This is a genomic window from Streptomyces sp. NPDC000345 (assembly GCF_042898825.1).
GTDB lineage: Bacteria > Actinomycetota > Actinomycetes > Streptomycetales > Streptomycetaceae > Streptomyces.
The window spans coordinates 24,172-44,313 of sequence record NZ_JBIAZE010000012.1 but is presented as its reverse complement, the minus strand read 5'-3'; the positions used below and the strand labels follow the sequence as shown (position 1 = coordinate 44,313).

The following is a 20,142-nucleotide window of genomic DNA, read 5'->3' as shown; positions in this document are numbered from 1 at the left end:
GCGGCGACGCGAGGTTCCCGCCGGGAAGGCCCGTGTTGCCGGGGTGTGCCGCCGGGGTGACCGTGGAGGTGAGGCAGAGCGAGGGAGTGAGCCGGGCCCGGAGAGTCGAGGCATCGGGCAACGGACGGCTTCGCCCAGTGCGCCCAGGCGCTCCGTGCGGGAGGGCACATCGCCCACGTCGGCGCGCACGGCAGACCGTCCACACCGCACCTCGAGTCCCCTCAGGTCGCGGAGTGAGCGAGGGCACCGGGAGCAGCAGCCCGAACGGCCCGGCCGGTCCCTCGGCCATGAAGCGGGCGGGGGCGCGGTGCCGGGAGGAGAACCGATGCACGCGGAAACCATCCGCAAGGACACCCCACCCGGTGTCCCGCCCCGTCTCGCGGACTACGAGCGTGCCCGCTCGGACTTCACCTGGCGGCAGGTCCGCACCGAGTTGGACGGGCTGCCCGGCGGCGGGCTCAACATCGCCCACGAGGCGGTCGACCGGCACGCGACGTCCGGCCACCGGGGCAAGGCCGCCCTGCGCTGCGTCGCCCGGGACGACTCCGTAGTCACCGTCACGTACGCGGAACTGGCCCGCCGCACGTCCCGCTTCGCGAACGTCCTGCGCTCGCTCGGTGTCGGCGGCGGCGACCGGGTGTTCACCCTGCTCGGCCGCTGTCCCGAGCTGTACACCACGGTGCTGGGCACGCTGAAGAACACCAGCGTGGTCTGCCCGCTCTTCTCCGCCTTCGGCCCCGACCCGGTCGCGCAGCGGCTGCGCCTCGGGGACGCCCGGGTCCTGGTCACCACGGCGGCCCTCTACCGGCGCAAGGTCGCCGAGCGCCGCGCGTCCGTTCCCGGGCTGGAACACGTCCTGATCGTCGGGCCCGGCGCCGCGGAACTGCCCGGCACCACCTCCTTCGACGCCCTGATGACCGACGCCCCCGACACCTTCACCATCCCGCCGACCTCGCCCGACGACATGGCCCTGCTGCACTTCACCAGCGGCACCACCGGCACCCCCAAGGGCGCGGTCCACGTCCACGAGGCCGTCGTCGCCCACTACGCCACGGCCGCGTACGCCCTCGACCTGCACCCCGAGGACGTGTACTGGTGCACCGCCGATCCCGGCTGGGTCACCGGCATGTCCTACGGGATCATCGCCCCCCTCGTCCACGGCGTGACGGTCGTCGTCGACGAGGGGGACTACGACGCCCGCCGCTGGTACCGGATCCTCGGCGAGCAGAGGGTCAGTGTCTGGTACACCGCCCCCACGGCCCTGCGCATGCTCATGCGCGCCACACCGCGCCAGGGGCCGTACGACCTGCCGCGCTCCCACGACCTGTCGGCCCTGCGCTTCATCGCCTCCGTCGGGGAGCCGCTCAACCCGGAGGCCGTCCTGTGGGGCCGGGACGTGCTGGGCCTGCCGGTGCACGACAACTGGTGGCAGACCGAGACCGGCTGCATCATGATCGCGAACTTCGCCGCCTGCGAGATCCGGCCGGGCTCGATGGGGCGGCCGCTGCCCGGCGTCGAGGCGACCGTGCTGGAGCAGGGCGAGGACGGCCGGGCCCTGGTCACCGACGGCCGGGTGAGGGAAGTGCCGAGCGACGGTGCCGAGGGCGAACTGGCACTGCGTCCGGGCTGGCCGTCGATGTTCCGTGGCTATCTGCACGACAAGGAGCGCTACGACGCCGCGTTCGCGGACGGCTGGTACCTGACCGGTGACCTGGTCCGCCGGGACGCCGACGGCTGGTACTGGTTCGTGGGGCGCGCCGACGACGTCATCAAGTCGGCCGGCCATCTGATCGGGCCGTTCGAGGTGGAGAGCGCCCTGATGGAACACCCGTCAGTCGCCGAGGCCGGGGTGATCGGACGGCCGGACCCGGTCGCCGGGAACATCGTCAAGGCGTTCGTGTCACTGCGCCCCGGTGTCCTTCCGACCCCGGATCTGGAACGGGAGCTGCTGGCCTTCGGCCGCCGCAAGCTGGGGCCCGCCGTCGCACCCAGGGAGATCACGTTCGACCAGAACCTGCCCAAGACCCGCAGCGGGAAGGTGATGCGCCGCCTGCTGCGCGCACGCGAACTCGGCCTGCCCACGGGCGACCTGTCCACCTTGGAGGGATCCACATGAGCCTGGCCCGCCCCGGCCACACGCGGAAGGACCCGGCGCCCCGCAGATCCGGCAGGAAGAGCGCGACGGCCAAGAACGCGACGGCCAAGAAGACACAGCGCAGGACGAGCTACGGGCACCGGACGGATCTGCTGGAGTCCATGCTCCGTGTCCGGCGCTTCGAAGAGCGGTGCGTCGAGTTGTACAGCGCCACGAAGATCCGCGGCTTCGTCCACCTGTACATCGGTGAGGAGGCCGTCGCCGTGGGCGTCAACGAGGCGCTGACACCCGAGGACGCGATCGTCGCCACCTACCGCGAACACGGCCACGCCCTGGCCCGCGGGATCACGGCCGAGGCCGTCATGGCCGAGATGTACGGAAGGACGACCGGCTGCAGTGGCGGCCGGGGCGGATCCATGCACCTCTTCGACGCGAGCCGGCGCTTCTACGGCGGCAACGCGATCGTCGCCGGCGGACTTCCCCTGGCCGCCGGCCTCGCGCTCGCCGACCGCATGCGCGAACAGGACCGCGTCACCTGCTGCTTCTTCGGTGACGGAGCCTTCGCCGAGGGCGAGTTCCACGAAACGGCGAACCTCGCCGCCCTGTGGGGACTGCCCCTGCTGCTCGTGTGCGAGAACAACCTCTACGCCATGGGCACGGCCCTGGAGCGGCACGAGGCGCAGACCGACCTGGCCATGCGGGCCGCCTCGTACGGCATGGTCGCCTGGGCCGTCGACGGCATGGACGTCGAGGCCGTGGAACAGGCCGCCCGCCGGGCCGCCGAGGCCATCAGGGCGGGTGCCGGGCCGCACTTCCTCGAACTGCGCACCTACCGCTTCCGCGCCCACTCCATGTACGACCCGGATCGGTACCGGGACAAGGCGGAGGTCGAGCGGTGGAAGGGCCAAGACCCGATCAACCGGCTCCTCGACCGCATGCGCGAGGACGGTGACCCGGTCGACGAGACACTCGCCGGGATGGAGCGCAGGATCGCCGCGGAGGTCGACCATGCCGTGGAGGCGGCCGAACAGGCGCCCGAGGAACCGGTGGAGCATCTCCTGCACCATGTCACCAGCGCCCCGGCGGAGGTGAGCTGACCATGGGGGACGGCGAGCGACCGGAGGCCGCGAAGACGACCTACCGGGAAGCGATGCGCGAGGCGCTCCGGGATGCCCTGCGCTCCGACGAGCGCGTCTTCCTGATGGGCGAGGACGTGGGCCGCTACGGCGGATGTTTCGGCGTCAGCCTCGGTCTGCTGGAGGAGTTCGGCCCCGAACGCGTCCGTGACACACCGCTGTCGGAGTCCGCGTTCGTGGGCGCCGGAATCGGCGCCGCCCTGGCGGGGCTGCGGCCGATCGTCGAGATCATGACCGTCAACTTCAGCCTGCTCGCCCTCGACCAGATCCTCAACAACGCCGCCACACTGCTGCACATGTCGGGCGGCCAGCTGGCCGTACCGCTGGTCATCCGGATGACCACGGGCGCCGGGCGGCAGCTCGCCGCACAGCACTCGCACAGCCTGGAGGGCTGGTACGCGCACATCCCCGGCATCCGTGTCCTCGCCCCCGCCACCCTCGAGGACGCACGCCACATGCTGGCCCCCGCACTCGCGGACCCCGATCCCGTACTCATCTTCGAGCACGGCAGCCTCTACAACGTCTCCGGTGAACTCCTGCCGGCCATCGCACCCGTGGACCTGGACCACGCCGCGATCCGCAGACCCGGCACGGACATCTCCCTGATCACGTACGGAGGTTCGCTGCCCAAGACCCTCGCGGCGGCGGACGAGCTGGCCGCCGCGGGCATCAGCGCCGAAGTGATCGACCTGCGCACGCTCCGGCCCCTCGACGCCGAGGCCGTCGCGGCTTCCGTGGCCCGTACCCACCGTGCGGTGGTCGTCGACGAGGCATGGCGCACGGGAAGCCTCGCCGCCGAGGTGTCCGCCCGTATCGCCGAGGACTCGTTCTACGACCTGGACGCACCCGTGGAGCGGGTGTGCAGCGCGGAGGTGCCCATGCCGTACGCCCGGCGGCTGGAGGAGGCCGCCCTGCCGCAGACCTCCGACATCGTCGCGGCCGCCCGCCGGGCGGTGGACTGACCATGGCCGAGTTCACCATGCCGTCCCTCGGCGCCGACATGGACGAGGGCACGCTCCTGGAGTGGCTGGTGGGAGCCGGCGACCTCGTCCACAAGGGCGATCCGGTCGCCGTCGTGGAAACCGCCAAGTCGACCATCGAGGTGGAGTGCTTCGAGACCGGAACCGTGGCCCGGCTGCTCGTCGAGCCCGGTACGACGGTGCCGGTGGGCACACCGCTCGCACTGATCGGGACGACGACGGAGAAGCCCCTCGGGGCGGCGGAAGAACCTGAGAAGGCGGAGAAGAAGCTCGCGAAGGCGGAGAGGAGACAGGCGAAGGAGGAGAAGCGACGAGCGGCCGCTCGCCCACCGGAGAAGGGCGAGCCGTCCGAGCCCCCGCCCCCGCCGTCCGCACCCGCCACGGTCCCGGCCCCGGTGCCGTCCACCGCCCGACAGGGCGGCCACCTGGAAGCGGGCCCCCTGGTCCGGCACCTCGCGGAGCAGAGCGGCGTCGACCTGGAATCCCTGCACGGCTCCGGACCCGGAGGACGCGTCACCCGGACCGACGTCGAAGAAGCGGCGGCCGCCCACGTCACGTCCCGGCCACCGCGCCCGAGGGCGACCCCCCTCGCCCGGCGGCTGGCCGCCGAACTGGGCGTCGACCTGACCACGGTGAGGGGGACCGGCAAGGACTCGACGGTCCGCGCCGAAGACGTACGCCGCGCGGCTCCCGGTCCGGCGACCGAGGCCCCGCGTGCCCACGCCGGCCCGCCCACGGCTCGTCCCGCCGCCGAGCGTCTCCCACAGGACCGGGGACCGGCCGTCCGCCGCGCGATCGCCGGTCTGATGAGCCGCGCCAACCGGGAGATCCCCCACTACTACCTCTCCACGACCGTGGACATGGGCGCCGCGATGGACTGGCTGCACGAGCACAACCGGCGCAGCCCGGTCGGCGAACGGCTGCTCCCCGCCGCCCTGCTCCTCAAGGCGGGGGCCCTGGCCGCCCGGGAGGTCCCCGAGCTCAACGGCTTCTGGACGGACGACCACTTCACGGGCGGCGCGGGCGTACACCTCGGCGTGGCCGTGTCCCTGCGAGGCGGCGGGCTGGTCGCCCCCGCACTGCACCACGCCGACACTCTGGCGCTCCCACGGTTGATGGCGGCCCTGAAAGACCTCGTCACCCGGGCCCGCACGGGCAGACTGCGGGGCTCCGAGGTGTCGGACGCCACGATCACGGTCACCAACCTCGGAGACCAGGGCGTGGAGACCGTGTTCGGAGTGATCCACCCACCGCAGGTGGCCCTCGTCGGTTTCGGGCGGCTGGTCGACCGGCCGTGCGCCGTCGACGGCCTGCTGGGTGTGCGGCCCGTGGTCACGGCGACCCTCTCGGCCGATCACCGGGCCACGGACGGCGCCGTCGGAGCCCGCTACCTCACGGCGGTCACCCGCCTCCTGCAGAACCCGGAGCAGCTGTGAACATCGACCGGACCGACGCACTGGACATGGTGAGGGAATCGATCGCCCAGGTCGTTCCGGACGCGGACGTCGCCGCCCTGAGGCCCGACGACGCGTTCCGTGACGTCCTGGAGATGGACTCCCTGGACTTCCTGAGTTTCGTCGAGGTGCTCAGCGAACGCTCGGGCATCCGCATCGACGACGAGGACACGCCACGGCTGACCACGCTGTCCGGCAGTGCCGACTTCGTCGTCACCCGCGCACGGTGACGCGCGCGCCCCGTGGCCGGAAACGGCTCAGACCACCACGGTGTTGTCGACGACACCCACCACGTCGTCGATGTCCCGTACCGCGGCGAGCAGTTCAGGCACGAGAGCCTCCTCCACCCTCCCCGACACGGTCACCACGCCGTGCTTCACCGCGACCTCGACACCGCGCGGATCCAACAGGTGCCGGCCGACCAGGGACTCGACCTCCGCGAGGATCTCGGCGTCGTCGCGGATCAGGGCACGCAGCAGATCGAGCCGGCTCACCACGCCGACGAGCCGACCGTGATGGTCGGTCACGGGCAGTCGCTTCAACCGGCCGTGCGCGGCGGTCCACGCCGCGTCCGCCACCCTCTGCTCCGGGTGGACGGTGACGGGCGGGAAGGTCATCAACGTGGCGGCCGTGTCACCGTGGCTCTTGTCGTACAGGCGGTGCTGCCACAGCCTGCCGACCGCTCCGTGCCGGCGTGGCTCCGCCAGCACGGCGGCCTTGGCCAGCAGATCCGACTCCGAGACGACACCGATCACATGGTCGTCGGCGTCGACCACCGGCAGGGCGCTCACCTGCTCCCGGGCGAGTACGTGGGCCACGTCCGAGAACGGCATGTCACCGGGTACGGACGCCGCCGGCACCCGCATGACGTCCCGCACGCGCGGTACGGCCGGTTTCCGGGCGGGCGGCCGGGGCGCGGCCGTGGCGGGCGCCTCGGAACCCGTCGCGCCGTGCGGGCGCTCCGACTCCTCGGCGGTCCTCGCCGACGCGGCTCCCGCGATGGCCGCGAGGTAGCGGCGCAGCGCCTCCTGGCGAGGCTCCTCCTGGGGGGTCCAGGGACGGCCCGGCTGGGTACGGCGGGCTTCCTTCTCCGCGGAGCTGTGGTCGAAGTCGCTCACGGCTGCCTCCCGGGGACGCCGTCCGCCTACGGGCTCAGTTTCGCATCGTTGGACCCGTGCGGCCTCTGGGCCGAACGGCACTGGCGGGGGACGGGCGGGCCAGGCGCGACGCGACAGGTCACCGCCCACCGGGGAGACTGGGAAGCGGGGCCCCAAGCCCACCTGGAGGAGAGCGTGTGACGGGTTTCCGGGACTTTCTGACGCGGTTCCGGCCGGCAGCCTCGCCCGGCCGCGCCGCACCGGCCGGTGTCCCGACGGACCGTTCAGCAGAACTCCGTGCCGAACTCGCGCCGCCCCTGGCCCTGCTCGAACAGACGGAGACGGAAGCCGGGAGCATACGCGAACGGGCCGAGGCGACCGCCGCCGCGCGCCGGCGGGAAGCGGGGCAGCGGGCCGAGGCGATCGCGGCCTCCGCGCGGGAGCAGGCCCGCCAGGTACAGGCGCGTACCGCCGAGCAGGTCGTGCGTGCGGCCGAGGGCGAGGCCGCGGCGCTCCTCGCCGAAGCAGAACGTGAGGCGGCCGCCGTGCGCGACCGTGCCGGAAGCCGCACACCGGCGCTCGTCGACCGGGTGCTCGCCCTCGTACGGGAGGACATCGAGGCGGATGCGGCGCCGGAGGGCCGGGGAGGCGGTTCCTGATGGGCGCCGGCTGGGTGGCGGGCGTGACCCGGGCACGGGCTCTGCGGACCAGGTGCCTGGGTGCCGACGGCGCCGGGCAGGTGGCAGCGTCCCGCGAACTCGACGACGCCCTGCGCTACTTGGCGGCCACCCCGTACCGGCACGAGGTCACGCCGGGCGCCACGCTCGCAGAAGCCCAGCGTGCGGTCTCGGCGACACTGCTGTGGCATCTGCGGGTCCTCGCGGGCTGGCAGCCGGCCACCGGCGCCCACGCCGTCCGGGCCCTCGCCGCGGGATTCGAGATCTCCAACACCGAGCACCGACTGCGCGAACTCCTGGCCGGCCCGCGAGAGCCGGGCACGGAACGCCTCCACCCCCCGCCCCACCGCCTGGGCGCGCTGGCGGTCGCCTGGACGCGGCTCGCCCGCACCCGTTCGCCGTCGGAGCTGCGCACCGCTCTGGCAGCCTCCGCCTGGGGCGACCCCGGGGGTGACTCGCCGGCCGCGGTCGCCACGGGCATGCGCGTCTCCGCCGCCGTACGGCTCGCCTCCGCCGTTCCCGATGCGGCGCGCTGGGCGGCGGCCCGGCTCGCCCTGCTCGTCGGCCGTGAGGTCTTCGTCGTCGGCCGTCGGCTGCCGGACGTCTCCGCACGCCGGGCGGCCCGCCTGCTCGGCCCGCGAGCGGTCGGCGCGGGAACGTATGCCGACTTCCGGCAGGCGCTGCCGGCCGCCGCCGGATGGCTGCTCGCCGACGTCGGCGAGGCGGCGGACCTGTGGCGGGCGGAAGCACACTGGTGGGACGCGGTCGAGCGGGACGGCCGTGAACTGCTGCGCCGGGCCGGCTTCGGTCCGCATCCGGTCGTGGGGGCCGTGGCGCTGCTGTCGGCCGATGCGTGGCGGACCCGCGGCGCGCTGGAGCTGGCCACGCGGGGCGGCGGCGCCGGGGACTGGCCGGGGGAGGTGTTCGGTGCTCCGGGCTGAGGCGGCGGTTCCCGTCAGGATGCGCCGGGTGGCCGTCGTGGCTCCCGAGGAGGCGCTGCGGGAGAGCCTGGTACGGATCGCCGAGGCCGGCTGCGTCGAGATCGATCTGGCCGGGGACGGCGGGCCGGACGACATCAGCGGGTCCGCGGCGACGCGCCTGCGGCAGCTGCGCACCGAGCCGGGGCGAGCGGTCCTCAGCGAGACGTCTCCCGACCTGGACGCCCTGGAGCGCGCGGGCCGGACGGACCTGCTGGCGGGCGAGGCGCAACTGGAGGAACGACTCGGCAGCGCTGTCCGCCACGGCGAGGCCGCCGCCCTGGCGGGCTGGTGCCCCGAGGGGAAGGTGGGCACCACGGCGGCGCGCATCGCCGGTGCCGGCGGCGCGCTGGTGGTGCTGAGGTCCCCGCGCGGCGTCGACCCGCCGACCTTGCTGACGGGAGCGGCGACACCGCCGGCCGGAACCGTGCGCCGTTCCTTCACGCCGCTGGTCAGGACGTACGGCACGGTGCCCTACGCCGACCTCGACCCCACGCTGCCCGCCGGGATCGTCTACGGGGTGATGTTCGGCTTGATGTTCGGTGACGCCGGGCACGGGCTGCTGCTCGTCGCCCTCGCCCTTGTGCTCCGCACGGGCCGACCGCGCCGGCCGGCGGCGCTGCGCCCGCTGTGGCCCTTCGTCGCCTGGGCCGGGCTGGCCGCCACCGTGGCGGGCGTCGCGTACGGCGAGTTCTTCGGCCCGACCGGAGTGCTGCCGGTGCTGTGGCTGGCGCCGCTGGAGGAGCCCATGCGGCTGCTGGCGGCCGCCGTCGTCCTCGGTGCCGTGTTGCTGGCCGTCGCCTATGCCGCGGGGATCGTGAACCGGTGGCGCGAGAACGGACCGTCCGCGGCCCTGTACGCGCAGACCGGTATCGCCGGGGCCGCGCTCTACCTCGGCCTCGCGGCCGGCGCCGCAAGCGTGTGGCTCGGCCGGACGGCGTTCGCCGCCGCGGGGGTCGTGGCCGCCGTCGCCGGTCTGATCCTGGTCGCGGCGGGTCTGTACGCGACCACGGCGGGCGGGCCGGGCGGCGCCGTGCAGACCGGCGTCCAGCTCCTGGACGCGGTGGTCCGGATCGGCTCCAACGTCGTGTCCTTCGCGCGTCTCGCGGCCTTCGGGCTGACGCACGCGGCGCTCGGCGCGATCGTCTGGGACGCCACGACCGCCCTGGCGGGCCGGGGCCCGGTCGGCGTCGCCGCCGCGCTGGTGGTGTTCCTCGCGGGCAACGCCCTGGCCTTCTCGCTGGAGGCGCTGGTGGCCGGTGTCCAGGCACTGCGCCTGGAGTACTACGAACTCTTCTCCCGGCTCTTCGAGGGAGAGGGACGTCCCTTCAGACCCTGGCATCTGCCCGTCGAGCACAGCCCGGTGAGGGAGGAGCAGCCGTGAGCACCTGGTTCCTGGCCCTGCCCGTGATCGCGGCCGGATTCGTCGCCGCACGCCTGGCGCTGCGGCGCTCGGGCCGCACCGCCCTGTGGTGGATGATCGCTGCCGACGCCGTTCTCCTGGCGGCCGCCACCGTGGTCCTGACCCTGGCGCTCGGCGGCGGATCGGCGCAGGCCGCGACCACGGCGGCCCAGGACTCGGGCTCCGGCTCCGCCGCGCTGATAGGCGCCGCGATCGCGGTGGCCGGAGCGACGATCGGGGCGGGCATCGCCGTCGCCTACACCGGTGCGGCGGCCCTCGCGGCTCTCAGCGAACGGCCCGAACTGTTCGGCCGCGCCATGGTCATCGTCGGGCTGGCCGAGGGCATCGCCATCTACGGCCTGGTCGTCGCCGTCATCCTCATCGGGAAGGCATGACCATGGGACGCGTCGCCGCCCTCGGCGAGCGGTCCCGGGTGGCCGGTCTCGCCCTGGCCGGCGCGGTCGTTCTCGTCGCCGACGACCCCGAGGCCGTACGCCGGGGCTGGCGGAGCCTCCCGGACGGCATCGACCTGGTGATCCTCACCCCCGCCGCGGCCGAGACACTCGGGCACGATCGGGTACTGCCCGCGGACCGCCGTCTCACCGTGGTGATGCCGCCGTGACGACCCGTGCTCCCGACCAGACGACGGACGCGCTCCAGCCCGTCCGGGCAGAACTGCTGCGGGCCGCTCACGCCGACGCCGAGGCGCTCCTGGCCGGCGCCGAGCGGGAGGCCGCCGCCACGATCGCCCAGGCCCGGGCCCAGGCCGGGGCGATCCTCGACGACGCCCGTCGGCAGGGCGAGACCGACGGCCTGGACGCCGCCCGTGACCTCCTCGTCAGGGCCCGGCGGCAGGCCAGGTCCCGCACCCTGTCCGCTCGGCGGGAGGCGTACGAGGAGGTGCGCCGCGAGGCGGCCGAACGGGTCCGCGCCTTGCGCCGGGCCGACGGCTACGCGTCGCTCCGGGAGCGACTGGAGCAGCGGGCCCGCACGCTCCTCGGCCCTGACGCCCGGGTGACGGAGCACGCCGACGGGGGAGTGGTGGCCCAGGTGCCCGGAAAGCGGGTCGACCTGTCGCTGACCGCGCTGGCCGAGCGGGCCCTGGACGGCATGGGAGCGGAGGTGCGAGGCCTGTGGGAGCCGTGACGGAGTCCACCGGGACGGACGACCGGCCGCCCACCTCCCGCCGGCCGGTTTCCCGGATCCTGCGCGTCACCGGGCCGCTGGTCGAGATCGAGTACACGAGCGGCACCGCCATGTACGACCTGGTCTCGATCGGCCCCGCCGGACTGCCCGGCGAGGTGGTGGCCATCAGAGGTGACCTGGTCACCGTCCAGGCGTACGAGTACACCGGCGGGCTCGCCCCGGGGCAGACGGCACTGCCCCAGGGCCGTCCGCTGTCGGTGCGCCTGGGTCCGCACCTGCTCGGCGGAATCTTCGACGGGCTGCTGCGCCCGCTGTCCGACGTCGGCGACTGGCTGCTGCCGGACACACGGCGGACCGGAGCGGCGGAACGCACCTGGTCCTTCTCTCCCCTGGTGGCGGAGGGCGACGAACTGGCCGAGGGACAGACGCTGGGGGAGATCCGCGACGCGGTGCCGGTACGGGTGAAGGTCCTGGTGCCACCCGGCTGCGGGGGTACGGTGACGGAGATCGCCGCTCCCGGGAACCATGCGACGGACGCCGTGGTGGCCGAAGTGGGCGGTGCCGAAGTGGGCCTGGGCGCCCTGTGGCCGGTGCGCAGACCCCGGCCCGTGCGGGAGCGCGTCGATGCCCACGAGGCCCTCGACACCGGCCAGCGGGTGATCGACCTGCTCTTCCCCGTGGCCCGGGGCGGCACGGTCGCGGTGCCCGGTGGCTTCGGCACCGGCAAGACGGTGCTGCTCCAGCAGATCGCGAAGTGGTGCGACGCGGATGTCATCGTCTACGTCGGCTGCGGCGAGCGCGGCAACGAGATGGCCGACGTCATCACCGAGTTGGCCGAGCTTCAGGACCCGCGGACGGGCGGACGCCTGGCGGACCGCACGGTGACGATCGCCAACACCTCCAACATGCCGATGATGGCCCGCGAGGCCGGCGTCCACACGGGGGTGACGGTCGCCGAGTACTTCCGTGACATGGGCCTGGACGTGGTGGTCATCGCCGACTCGACGTCCCGATGGGCCGAGGCGTTGCGCGAGTTCGCCTCCCGTACCGGCGCGCTGCCCGCCGAGGAGGGCTACCCGGCCGGACTGGCCTCGGCCATCGCGGCCTTCTACGAGCGGGCCGCCGCCGTGACCACGCTCGGCGGTGACCGGGGCTCGGTGACCGTGATCGGCGCCGTGTCCCCGCCCGGCGGGGACATGACCGAACCGGTCACCGCCCACACCGAACGCTTCGTCCGCTGCCTGTGGACCCTGGACCGCGACCTCGCCTACGCCCGCCACTACCCGGCGCTCTCCTGGGCGGGTTCCTTCTCCCGGGACGTACCCGTGCTGGCCGCCGGACACCGGGCGGCCGGGGATCCGGCGTGGTCCCGGCGCCGTGAGCGGGTGGGAGCGGCGCTGGCGGCGGCCGACCGGCTGGCCGACCTCGTCGACCTGATCGGGATCGCCGCCCTTCCGGCGCGGGAGCGGATCAGCGTGCTCGCGGGCCGGCTGGTGAGGGAGGGCGTGCTGCAGCAGAGCGCGCTGTCGCAACGGGACGCGTACTGCGGGCCGCAGAAGACGGCCGCGCTGGCCGACGCCGTCCTGGCGGTCGTCGACCGCTGCCGGGAACTGGTGGACTCCGGGGTACCGGCGGCATCGGTCGAGGAGGTCGACTTCGGTCCGCTGCTGCGCGCCCGGGAGGACACCGGCCCGCACGACGCCACCGGCGTGGCGGCGCGGCGGGACGCCATGCTCTCCCGCCTGGGAGAAGTGCGGCCATGAGCCTGTCCGGCGGGATCGAGTACACGGCGGTGCGCGAACTGCGGGGACCGCTCGCGGTCGTCGAGGGCGTCTCGGGGGTCGGCTGGGACGAGTACGCGCACCTCACCCTCGCCTCGGGCGAACGGCGCCACGGCGTGGTCCTGGACGCCGACCGCGGCCTGGCGGTCGTCCAGATGCTGGAGGGCACCGCGGGCATGGACCCGCAGGGCGTCCGCGCGGTCTTCACGGGCAGCCCGCTGCGCGTCCCGGTCGGCACGGACTGGCTCGGCCGCGTCTGCAACGGCCGCGGCGACCCCGTCGACGACGGACCACCCGTCTTCGGCTCCCACATGGCCGAGGTGGGCGGCGCTCCCCTCAACCCGGTACGCCGCGAGCCGCCGTCCGAACCGGTACTCACCGGCGTCGGAGCCATCGACGCCCTGACCACCCTGGTACGCGGACAGAAACTCCCGGTGTTCTCGGTGGCCGGGCTGCCGCATCTGGAACTGGCCGCCCAGATCGCCGCGCAGGCCACCGTCGGCGGAGAGGCGTTCTGCGTCGTCTTCGCGGGCATGGGACTCACCCACGCCGACGCCTCCTTCGTACGCGACGCCCTGGAGGAACGGTCCGGGGCCGGGGAACTGGTCCTGCTGCTGAACACCGCCGACGACCCGGTGATCGAACGGATCCTCACCCCGCGGATCGCGCTCACCGTCGCCGAGCACCTCGCCTTCACCGAAGGACGGCACGTCCTGGTCGTGATGACCGACATGACGACCTACGCGGAAGCCCTGCGTGAGGTCTCCGCCGCCCGCGGGGAGATCCCCGCCCGCCGCGCCTACCCCGGCTACCTGTACAGCGACCTGGCCTCCCTGTACGAACGCTGCGGACGCATCCGCGGGCGGCCCGGCTCGGTCACCGTGCTGCCGGTGCTCACCATGCCCGCGGGTGACATCACCCATCCCGTGCCCGACCTGACCGGCTACATCACCGAGGGGCAGATCGTGCTCTCGCCGGAGACGCACGCGCGCGGTGTGTATCCGCCGCTGGACGCCCTGTCCTCCCTCTCCCGGCTGATGCGCAAGGGCGCCGGCCCCGGCCGTACCCGCGACGACCACCTCGACGTCGCGGCCCAGCTGCTGGCCGCCCTGGCCCGCGCCCGGCAGGTCCGCGATCTCGCGGACCTGGTCGGTCAGGGGGCGCTGACTCCCACCGACCGCCGCTACCTCGACTTCGACGAGGCGTTCCTGCGGGACTTCGCCGACCAGCGCAGCGACGAGTCCCGAAGCCTGGACGCCTCGCTGGAGCGGGGCTGGCGGGCCCTGCTCACCCTGCCCCGCGGCCAGCTCTCCATGCTCCCCGCCGCGCTCCTCGACGCCCACGGGGCGAAGGGCGCCCCGGAGACGGAGGCGCTCTGATGACCGGCGCCCGCCGGACACCGCCCGGTCGGGCGGGACGGCTGAGACTGCGGCACAGCCTCGCCGTCGCCGAACGCGGAGCCGACCTGCTGGAGCAGAAACTCCGCATCCTGCGCGCCGAGCACGAGCGGCTGCGGAGCGTGGAGACGGAAGCCGCCCGCGCCTGGCGGGACCTGCTGCCCGAGGCCGAGGACTGGCTGCTGCGGGGGCTCCTCCTGAGCGGGGAGCAGGCTCTCGGCACGGCCACCGCCGGTATCGGTCCCGCCGAGGTCACGGTGGACTGGACCACCTCGATGGGGGTACGCCACCCCACCGCGGCCACGGTGTCCGTGCCCAGCCGCCCGCCCACGGCCGCCGCTCCCACGAACACCGCTCTCGTGCACGCCGAGGCGGCCTACGGCCGCGCCCTGCGCGCCGCCGCCGAGTACGCCGCCGCCCGTACCGCCGCCGAACTGCTGGGCGCCGAGGTCACCAGCACCCGGCACCGGGTCCGCGCCCTGCGGCGCCATTGGATCCCCCGCCTGCGCCAGGCGCTCGACCGGGCCGACCTCGCCCTGGAACAGGCCGAACACGAGGACGGCGTACGGCGTCGCTGGGCGGCCCGGAGCATCGAGCGGTGAGCGTTCACCAAAACGCGGCACGGATGTCCCGCTCGGCCGCGGTGGGCGGGACGAGCAGGATCTCGTCACCGGGACGGATCCGGATCTCCGGGTCCGGCACGAACCGATCGGACCTCACACCGGGACCGTGATGACCGGGCAGTGGGCGTGATGCAGCACTCCCTGGCTCACCGAGCCCAGCAGCATGCCCGTGAAACCTCCGTGCCCGCGGGTTCCCACGACCAGGCCCAGCGCGTGCTCCGAGGCTTCCGTCAGGGCCCGCACCGGGTGGCCCCGGACGACCTCGTGGTGCAGCTCCACGTCCGGGTGCGTCGCGGTGCGGCCCGCGACCGTCTCGGACAGCACCCGGCGGCACTCCCGCACCGCCGCGTCCTCGTCCAGGACACCGAGGAGCGGCGGATGCCACACGTACAGGGCCCTGAGGGCCGCTCCGCGCAGGGCCGCCTCCTCGAACGCGAGGTCCACCGCCGCCGCCGCGTGCGCACTGCCGTCGACGCCGACCACGAAGTACGCGGGCTCCTGGGTGATGTGCTCCGGCTCCGGAACGACGACGACCGGGCACGGAGCGTGGGCGGTGAGCGGCAGCGCCACGGCGGCGGAGGTGAACAGTTCGCGCCGGGTGCTCAGATGCCAGGAGCCCACCACGACCAGGGAGGCGTTGCCGGCCTCCTCGCGCAGGACCCAGGCCGGTTCTCCCTCCGCCAGCACCGTCGACGCCTCCACCGACGGCCGTCGGGACTCGACGAAGGCGACCGCCTCCTTGAGCACCTCGGCACCCTCTTCGTGCAGCGTCCGGTTCCACTCCTCCCAGGACGGCCGTACCTCGCCCGACCGGTACCCACCCGTCGGTACGCCCTGGGCGTGCACGAGCCGTACCGGCAGGCCGCGTCGATCCGCCTCGTCGACGGCCCAGGCGAGTGCCAGCCGCTTCGAGGGATCCCGGTCGACCCCCACGACGATCGGCCCACGCCCGTCCCCAGCGCTCATGACACCTCCAGCAGATTCGCGTGCCGCCGTTCTTCCAGCGTGACCCCGGCCGTGGGGAGCCGCCACGCCACGGCGCCCCCGGTGGAATCCGGCGGCTACCGGTGTGCGGGACCGCCCCGGCTCCCTCCCCCGAGGGTCACTGGCTCCCGACCGGCGAGCCGACCCGGTCATCCCGGGGAACGGTCGCGGCCCCGCCGGCCCGCACGGCGTCCACCACCTCCTGGTGCAGCCGCCTGCTGTCCTGCTCGGACAGGCAGGGCACCGGGCTGCCGGCGAGGGTGTGCCACTGGGAGGTTCCGGTGTACCGCACCAGCACATCTGCCTGGACACCGTCCCATGTGGTGCGCACGGTCAGGTTGCCGCTCATCACACCGCCCTCGTCCGTGCGGGTGCCTCCCCGCCCGGCGAACACGTCCGGTGTGGTCCATGTCGCTCTGGTCATGACGTCGTTCCTTCCCACAGGCCCTTTCTCCGAGCATGCGCGTCGGGCCGACGGATGCACTGGGCCGTTCGGGTACTCCACGTGGGCCGTGCGGCCCAAGGAACGACGGGGCGGCGGGGAGACGGCGGGTCGGGCTGCCAGGACCGCGCGGTGGGCGGGGGCGCGGGCGGTGCGAGCGCCGCGGGCACGGGCAAGGCCGGACGCCTTGACGTCCGGCCCCGCCGTCACCACCGCCCGCGCCGTGTCGGCGGCTGCCCGACGGCCTGGCGCGCTCGACTCGTCAGGTCATCCCGTCACCTCGGCCCCGGTCACCAGTGGCGCTTCCGCCTCCCCGCGCTCCCGCTCCTCGTCGGTGAACAACCGGGAGCGCAGCAGGAACCGCACGCCCTCCGGGGCTTCCAGGGAGAAGCCGCTGCCCCGTCCCGGAACCACGTCGACGGTGAGGTGGGTGTGCCGCCAGGACGCGTACTGGTCGGCGCTCGTCCAGAACGGAGTGTTCCCCGCGACATGGCCGAGCAGGACGTCCGCGGCGCCGATGCGGAACTCGCCGCGCGGGTAGCACACCGGAGCGCTGCCGTCACAGCAGCCGCCGGACTGGTGGAACATGACCGGTCCGTGACGAGCCGTCAGCCGGCGCACCAACTCCTCCGCGGCGCCGGTCAGTTCCACGCGCGCCACCCGGGCTCCCATCAGAAGAGGCCGAGCTTCTGCTCCGAGTAGCTGACCAGGAGGTTCTTGGTCTGCTGGTAGTGGTCGAGCATCATCTTGTGGGTCTCGCGGCCGATGCCGGATCCCTTGTAGCCGCCGAAGGCCGCGTGGGCGGGGTAGGCGTGGTAGCAGTTGGTCCACACGCGGCCCGCCTTGATCTCCCGGCCGAGCCGGTAGGCGAGGTTGCCGTTGCGGGACCACACGCCGGCGCCGAGGCCGTAAGGCGTGTCGTTGGCGATCTTCGCGGCCTCTTCGGGGGAGTCGAAGGTGGTGACCGAGACGACCGGGCCGAAGATCTCCTCCTGGAAGATCCGCATGTCGTTGGTGCCCTTGAAGACGGTCGGCTCGACGTAGTAGCCGTCCAGACCGGGGACGGTGCGCGCGTTGCCGCCGGTGAGGAGTTCGGCGCCCTCCTTCTTGCCGATGTCGATGTAGGACATGATCTTCTCGAACTGGTCGATGCTGGCCTGCGCGCCGATCATCGTCTCCGGGTCCAGCGGGTTGCCGCCCTTGATGGCGCGGGTGCGCTCCAGGGCGCGGGCCATGAACTCGTCGTAGATCGAGGAGGCGATCAGGGCCCGGGACGGGCAGGTGCACACCTCGCCCTGGTTCACCGCGAACATCACGAAGCCCTCGATGGCCTTGTCCAGATAGGCGTCGTCGGCGTCCATGACGTCGGCCAGGAAGATGTTCGGGCTCTTGCCGCCCAGCTCCAGGGTGACCGGGATGATGTTCTCGGACGCGTACTGCATGATCAGCCGGCCGGTCGAGGTCTCACCGGTGAAGGCGATCTTGGCGATACGCGGGCTGGACGCGAGCGGCTTGCCGGCCTCGACGCCGAAGCCGTTGACCACGTTGAGCACGCCGGGCGGGAGCAGGTCGGCGATCAGCTCGACGACCACCAGCAGGCTGACCGGGGTCTGCTCGGCGGGCTTGATGATCACGCAGTTGCCCGCCGCCAGGGCGGGGGCGAGCTTCCACGCCGCCATCAGGATCGGGAAGTTCCACGGGATGATCTGGCCGACGACACCCAGCGGCTCGTGGAAGTGGTAGGCGACGGTGTCCTCGTCGATCTCGCCGACGGTGCCCTCCTGGCTGCGCACCACGCCCGCGAAGTACCGGAAGTGGTCCACGGCGAGCGGGATGTCGACGTTGAGGGTCTCCCGGACCGGCTTGCCGTTCTCCCAGGTCTCGGCCACGGCGATCTTCTCGAGGTTCTCCTCGATCCGGTCCGCGATCCGGTTGAGGATGTTGGCCCGCTCGGCGATGGAGGTGCGGCCCCAGCGGTCGGCCACGGCGTGCGCGGCGTTCAGCGCCAGGTCGATGTCGGCGGCGGAGGAACGGGCGACCTCGCAGAACACCTTGCCGGACACCGGCGAGACGTTGTCGAAGTAGCGGCCGTCGACGGGGGCGACCCACTCGCCGCCGATGAAGTTGTCGTAACGCCGGGCGAAGTTGACGACACTGCCTTCTGTCCCAGGCTGCGCGTACACCATGGCGGCTCTCCTCAGTGGACGATGCGGTGCTACGACGGCCCTTGCCGTCGTGGTGCGCATCACTGTGAGCCCGCAAGGTTGGCGCGAGGTTGGCGCCTGGCGCCCGGTGTACGTCAGTCGCGCAGGGCCGTCGTCAGGCGGCCGGCGGGGATCGCGCGGCGGGCGTCGGCCCGGTCGAGCAGGCGCAGAGCGTGCTCGTGCACCTCCGCGTCGTACGGCGCGCGTTCGCCGTAGCGCAGGGCGTGCTCCGGGCGGGTGCTCGCCAGGACCGCCTCCCGTACGGCCACCTCCAGGCGGGTGCGCCACTCCTCGATCCCGGGCGCCTCGGAGCGCGGCAGCAGCGGGCCCCGGTAGAGGCGCAGGGCGGTGTCGGCGTCACCGCTCTCCAGCGCGCGCAGTACGTCGACGGCATCGCAGGACACGGGGGCGGTGAGGGCGTAGCGGCGGGTGGCGACGCCACCGCCGAGGGCGCGCCGCAGATGGGAGATCTCCGCCTTGAAGGTGGAGGCGGTGACGGGACGGTCGCCGTACAGGGCCTCGCGCAGCCGCTCCGGTGAGAAGCCGTCCGGCTCCAGCGCGAGGAGGGTCAGGATCTCGAGCTGCCGTGGACGCAGGGGGAGCGTCACGCCCTCGCGTACGGCTTTCTCCTCGCCCATGCACGACAGCCGCAGTCGCGGCAGGTCCGTCCGGGACGGGCGGGGCGACTCGCTGCGGAGCCCGGCCTCGATGGCGGAGACCAGACCGCGCACCGTGGACATGGCCAGCGGGTGCGAGCGGTCCCAGGTGGTGGACAGGTCCAGGACGCCGAGGACGTGACCGTCGGGGCCGTGGATCGGGGCGCAGTAGCAGACCCAGCCGTGCAACGCGTTCACCACGTGTTCTGCCGAGAACACGGTGCTCGGGCGGCCGGTGCGCAGCGCCAGGGAGAGAGCGTTGGTGCCCATGGCCTGCTCGTCCCAGCGACCGCCCGGGGCGAAGTTGACCCGCTCGGCCCGTCGGCGCATGTCCTGCCCGGCGCACGTCCACATGATCGTTCCGGACTCGTCGGTGACCGCGGTGACGAAGCCGGCGTCGTCGGCGATGCTGCGCAGCTCGTCGGAGAGGGCGCTGACGGGCCGGCGCAGCAGCGAGTCGGTCCAGCGGTGCTGTATCGCGCCGCCGTCGGTCACCGGGGCGCTGTCCCGGGCGGGGTCCACGCTCGGCAGCGAGCGCACCCACGACTCGGCCACCTCGTGGCGCAGCGCCTGGTAGCTGCTCGGCGCCGAGCCCGTGGACTTCACCAGCGACACCGCACGGGACCACTCGTCCTCCAGCGTGGCCCTGCGCCGCCGAAGGTCACTGCGCTGTGACATGTGCTTCCCTGTCGTGAAAGGGGCCGGCAACCATTATCCGCCTCGACGCGCGGAGCGCGCCGCCCGATCAGGCAGGTCACCCCATCAGAACGGGCCGGTGCCGCGCCCGGCTGCACGCCCCCGGCTTCGTCCGCGTCGGACGACAGTGTTATCGGCGAATGAAGCAGTGAAATCAAGGTTTCGCACAGGTTACGGACTTCCCGCCCTCCTGGAGGTCACAAGTCGCTCACGTCCCGCGCGCTGGTGACCAGCGGTAATGATCCGAGCGCCGACCGGAGCCGTGACGAGCGCCACGGTGCACTCCGGGGGAGGGGAGCTGTTCGAGGCGGCCGGGCGGCGGTGGCGCCGGCCCCCGCGGTTGACCGCCGCGCGAGGTGAGCCGCCGCCCCCCGGCGGACGAGCGCGGCCGCGGG

20 protein-coding genes are annotated in these 20,142 nt (G+C 73.4%); 14 read left to right on the top strand and 6 right to left on the bottom strand.

The window, feature by feature from the left end; translation table 11 throughout:
• Positions 1-325: 325 nt before the first annotated feature.
• Genes acsA through ACFY30_RS26855 form a run of 5 tightly spaced genes read left to right on the top strand, consistent with a single transcriptional unit; the run spans position 326 to position 5,895 of the window.
• The gene (acsA, locus tag ACFY30_RS26875) at positions 326-2,116 is read left to right on the top strand and encodes an acetate--CoA ligase (protein ID WP_390847696.1); all 1,791 of its coding nucleotides are present in this window, start codon (positions 326-328) and stop codon (positions 2,114-2,116) included.
• Complete coding sequence (pdhA, locus tag ACFY30_RS26870; protein WP_390847695.1) at positions 2,113-3,192, top strand: pyruvate dehydrogenase (acetyl-transferring) E1 component subunit alpha; 1,080 nt, start codon at positions 2,113-2,115, stop codon at positions 3,190-3,192. The genes acsA and pdhA overlap by 4 nt, the downstream gene beginning before the upstream one ends.
• Before the next feature lie 2 nt (positions 3,193-3,194).
• Positions 3,195-4,193, top strand: a complete 999-nt coding sequence (locus ACFY30_RS26865; RefSeq protein ID WP_390847694.1) for an alpha-ketoacid dehydrogenase subunit beta — start codon at positions 3,195-3,197, stop codon at positions 4,191-4,193.
• A 2-nt stretch (positions 4,194-4,195) separates the two neighbouring features.
• Positions 4,196-5,647, top strand: a complete 1,452-nt coding sequence (locus ACFY30_RS26860; RefSeq protein WP_390847693.1) for a 2-oxo acid dehydrogenase subunit E2 — start codon at positions 4,196-4,198, stop codon at positions 5,645-5,647.
• Complete coding sequence (locus tag ACFY30_RS26855) at positions 5,644-5,895, top strand: acyl carrier protein (protein ID WP_390847692.1); 252 nt, start codon at positions 5,644-5,646, stop codon at positions 5,893-5,895. The genes ACFY30_RS26860 and ACFY30_RS26855 overlap by 4 nt, the downstream gene beginning before the upstream one ends.
• A 27-nt stretch (positions 5,896-5,922) precedes the next feature.
• Here ACFY30_RS26855 and ACFY30_RS26850 read toward each other — a convergent pair whose 3' ends face one another.
• Positions 5,923-6,783: a CBS domain-containing protein gene (locus tag ACFY30_RS26850; protein WP_390847691.1), complete on the bottom strand. Its 861-nt coding sequence runs from the start codon at positions 6,781-6,783 to the stop codon at positions 5,923-5,925.
• Positions 6,784-6,959: 176 nt separating this feature from the next.
• Between ACFY30_RS26850 and ACFY30_RS26845 the strand changes: the two genes are divergently transcribed.
• From ACFY30_RS26845 to ACFY30_RS26805, 9 genes are read left to right on the top strand one after another with little or no spacing between them, the layout of a single operon-like run.
• Positions 6,960-7,421 (top strand): hypothetical protein, encoded by a 462-nt coding sequence (locus tag ACFY30_RS26845; RefSeq protein ID WP_390847690.1) that lies wholly within the window; start codon positions 6,960-6,962, stop codon positions 7,419-7,421.
• The gene (locus ACFY30_RS26840) at positions 7,421-8,380 is read left to right on the top strand and encodes a V-type ATPase subunit (protein ID WP_390847689.1); all 960 of its coding nucleotides are present in this window, start codon (positions 7,421-7,423) and stop codon (positions 8,378-8,380) included. The genes ACFY30_RS26845 and ACFY30_RS26840 overlap by 1 nt, the downstream gene beginning before the upstream one ends.
• A 19-nt stretch (positions 8,381-8,399) precedes the next feature.
• On the top strand, positions 8,400-9,800 hold the full coding sequence (locus ACFY30_RS26835) for a V-type ATPase 116kDa subunit family protein (RefSeq protein WP_390847905.1): 1,401 nt from the start codon (positions 8,400-8,402) through the stop codon (positions 9,798-9,800).
• Positions 9,797-10,213, top strand: a complete 417-nt coding sequence (locus tag ACFY30_RS26830; RefSeq protein WP_390847688.1) for an ATP synthase subunit C — start codon at positions 9,797-9,799, stop codon at positions 10,211-10,213. Before ACFY30_RS26835 ends, ACFY30_RS26830 begins: the two co-directional genes overlap by 4 nt.
• Positions 10,210-10,440 carry a hypothetical protein gene (locus ACFY30_RS26825; protein WP_390847686.1) on the top strand — a complete coding sequence of 77 codons (231 nt, stop codon included), beginning with the start codon at positions 10,210-10,212 and terminating at the stop codon, positions 10,438-10,440. Before ACFY30_RS26830 ends, ACFY30_RS26825 begins: the two co-directional genes overlap by 4 nt.
• Positions 10,437-10,964 (top strand): hypothetical protein, encoded by a 528-nt coding sequence (locus ACFY30_RS26820; RefSeq protein WP_390847685.1) that lies wholly within the window; start codon positions 10,437-10,439, stop codon positions 10,962-10,964. Before ACFY30_RS26825 ends, ACFY30_RS26820 begins: the two co-directional genes overlap by 4 nt.
• On the top strand, positions 10,952-12,727 hold the full coding sequence (locus tag ACFY30_RS26815; protein WP_390847684.1) for a V-type ATP synthase subunit A: 1,776 nt from the start codon (positions 10,952-10,954) through the stop codon (positions 12,725-12,727). Before ACFY30_RS26820 ends, ACFY30_RS26815 begins: the two co-directional genes overlap by 13 nt.
• Positions 12,724-14,124, top strand: a complete 1,401-nt coding sequence (locus ACFY30_RS26810; RefSeq protein WP_390847683.1) for a V-type ATP synthase subunit B — start codon at positions 12,724-12,726, stop codon at positions 14,122-14,124. Before ACFY30_RS26815 ends, ACFY30_RS26810 begins: the two co-directional genes overlap by 4 nt.
• Positions 14,124-14,744: a V-type ATP synthase subunit D gene (locus ACFY30_RS26805; RefSeq protein ID WP_390847682.1), complete on the top strand. Its 621-nt coding sequence runs from the start codon at positions 14,124-14,126 to the stop codon at positions 14,742-14,744. The genes ACFY30_RS26810 and ACFY30_RS26805 overlap by 1 nt, the downstream gene beginning before the upstream one ends.
• A gap of 114 nt (positions 14,745-14,858) precedes the next feature.
• On the opposite strand, the gene ACFY30_RS26800 is transcribed toward ACFY30_RS26805, so the two are convergent.
• The 5 genes from ACFY30_RS26800 to ACFY30_RS26780 all read right to left on the bottom strand — a co-directional run bounded on the left by ACFY30_RS26800 (position 14,859) and on the right by ACFY30_RS26780 (position 19,729).
• Entirely contained in the window at positions 14,859-15,731 is an 873-nt protein-coding gene (locus ACFY30_RS26800; RefSeq protein WP_390847681.1) for a universal stress protein, read from the bottom strand.
• A 136-nt stretch (positions 15,732-15,867) separates the two neighbouring features.
• The gene (locus ACFY30_RS26795) at positions 15,868-16,173 is read right to left on the bottom strand and encodes a hypothetical protein (RefSeq protein WP_390847680.1); all 306 of its coding nucleotides are present in this window, start codon (positions 16,171-16,173) and stop codon (positions 15,868-15,870) included.
• A 285-nt stretch (positions 16,174-16,458) separates the two neighbouring features.
• Positions 16,459-16,863 (bottom strand): DUF779 domain-containing protein, encoded by a 405-nt coding sequence (locus ACFY30_RS26790; RefSeq protein ID WP_390847679.1) that lies wholly within the window; start codon positions 16,861-16,863, stop codon positions 16,459-16,461.
• Positions 16,863-18,377 (bottom strand): aldehyde dehydrogenase family protein, encoded by a 1,515-nt coding sequence (locus tag ACFY30_RS26785; protein WP_390847678.1) that lies wholly within the window; start codon positions 18,375-18,377, stop codon positions 16,863-16,865. Before ACFY30_RS26785 ends, ACFY30_RS26790 begins: the two co-directional genes overlap by 1 nt.
• A 113-nt stretch (positions 18,378-18,490) precedes the next feature.
• Positions 18,491-19,729, bottom strand: coding sequence for a transcriptional regulator (locus ACFY30_RS26780; RefSeq protein ID WP_390847677.1), 1,239 nt, complete (start codon positions 19,727-19,729; stop codon positions 18,491-18,493).
• Positions 19,730-20,142: the final 413 nt, after the last annotated feature.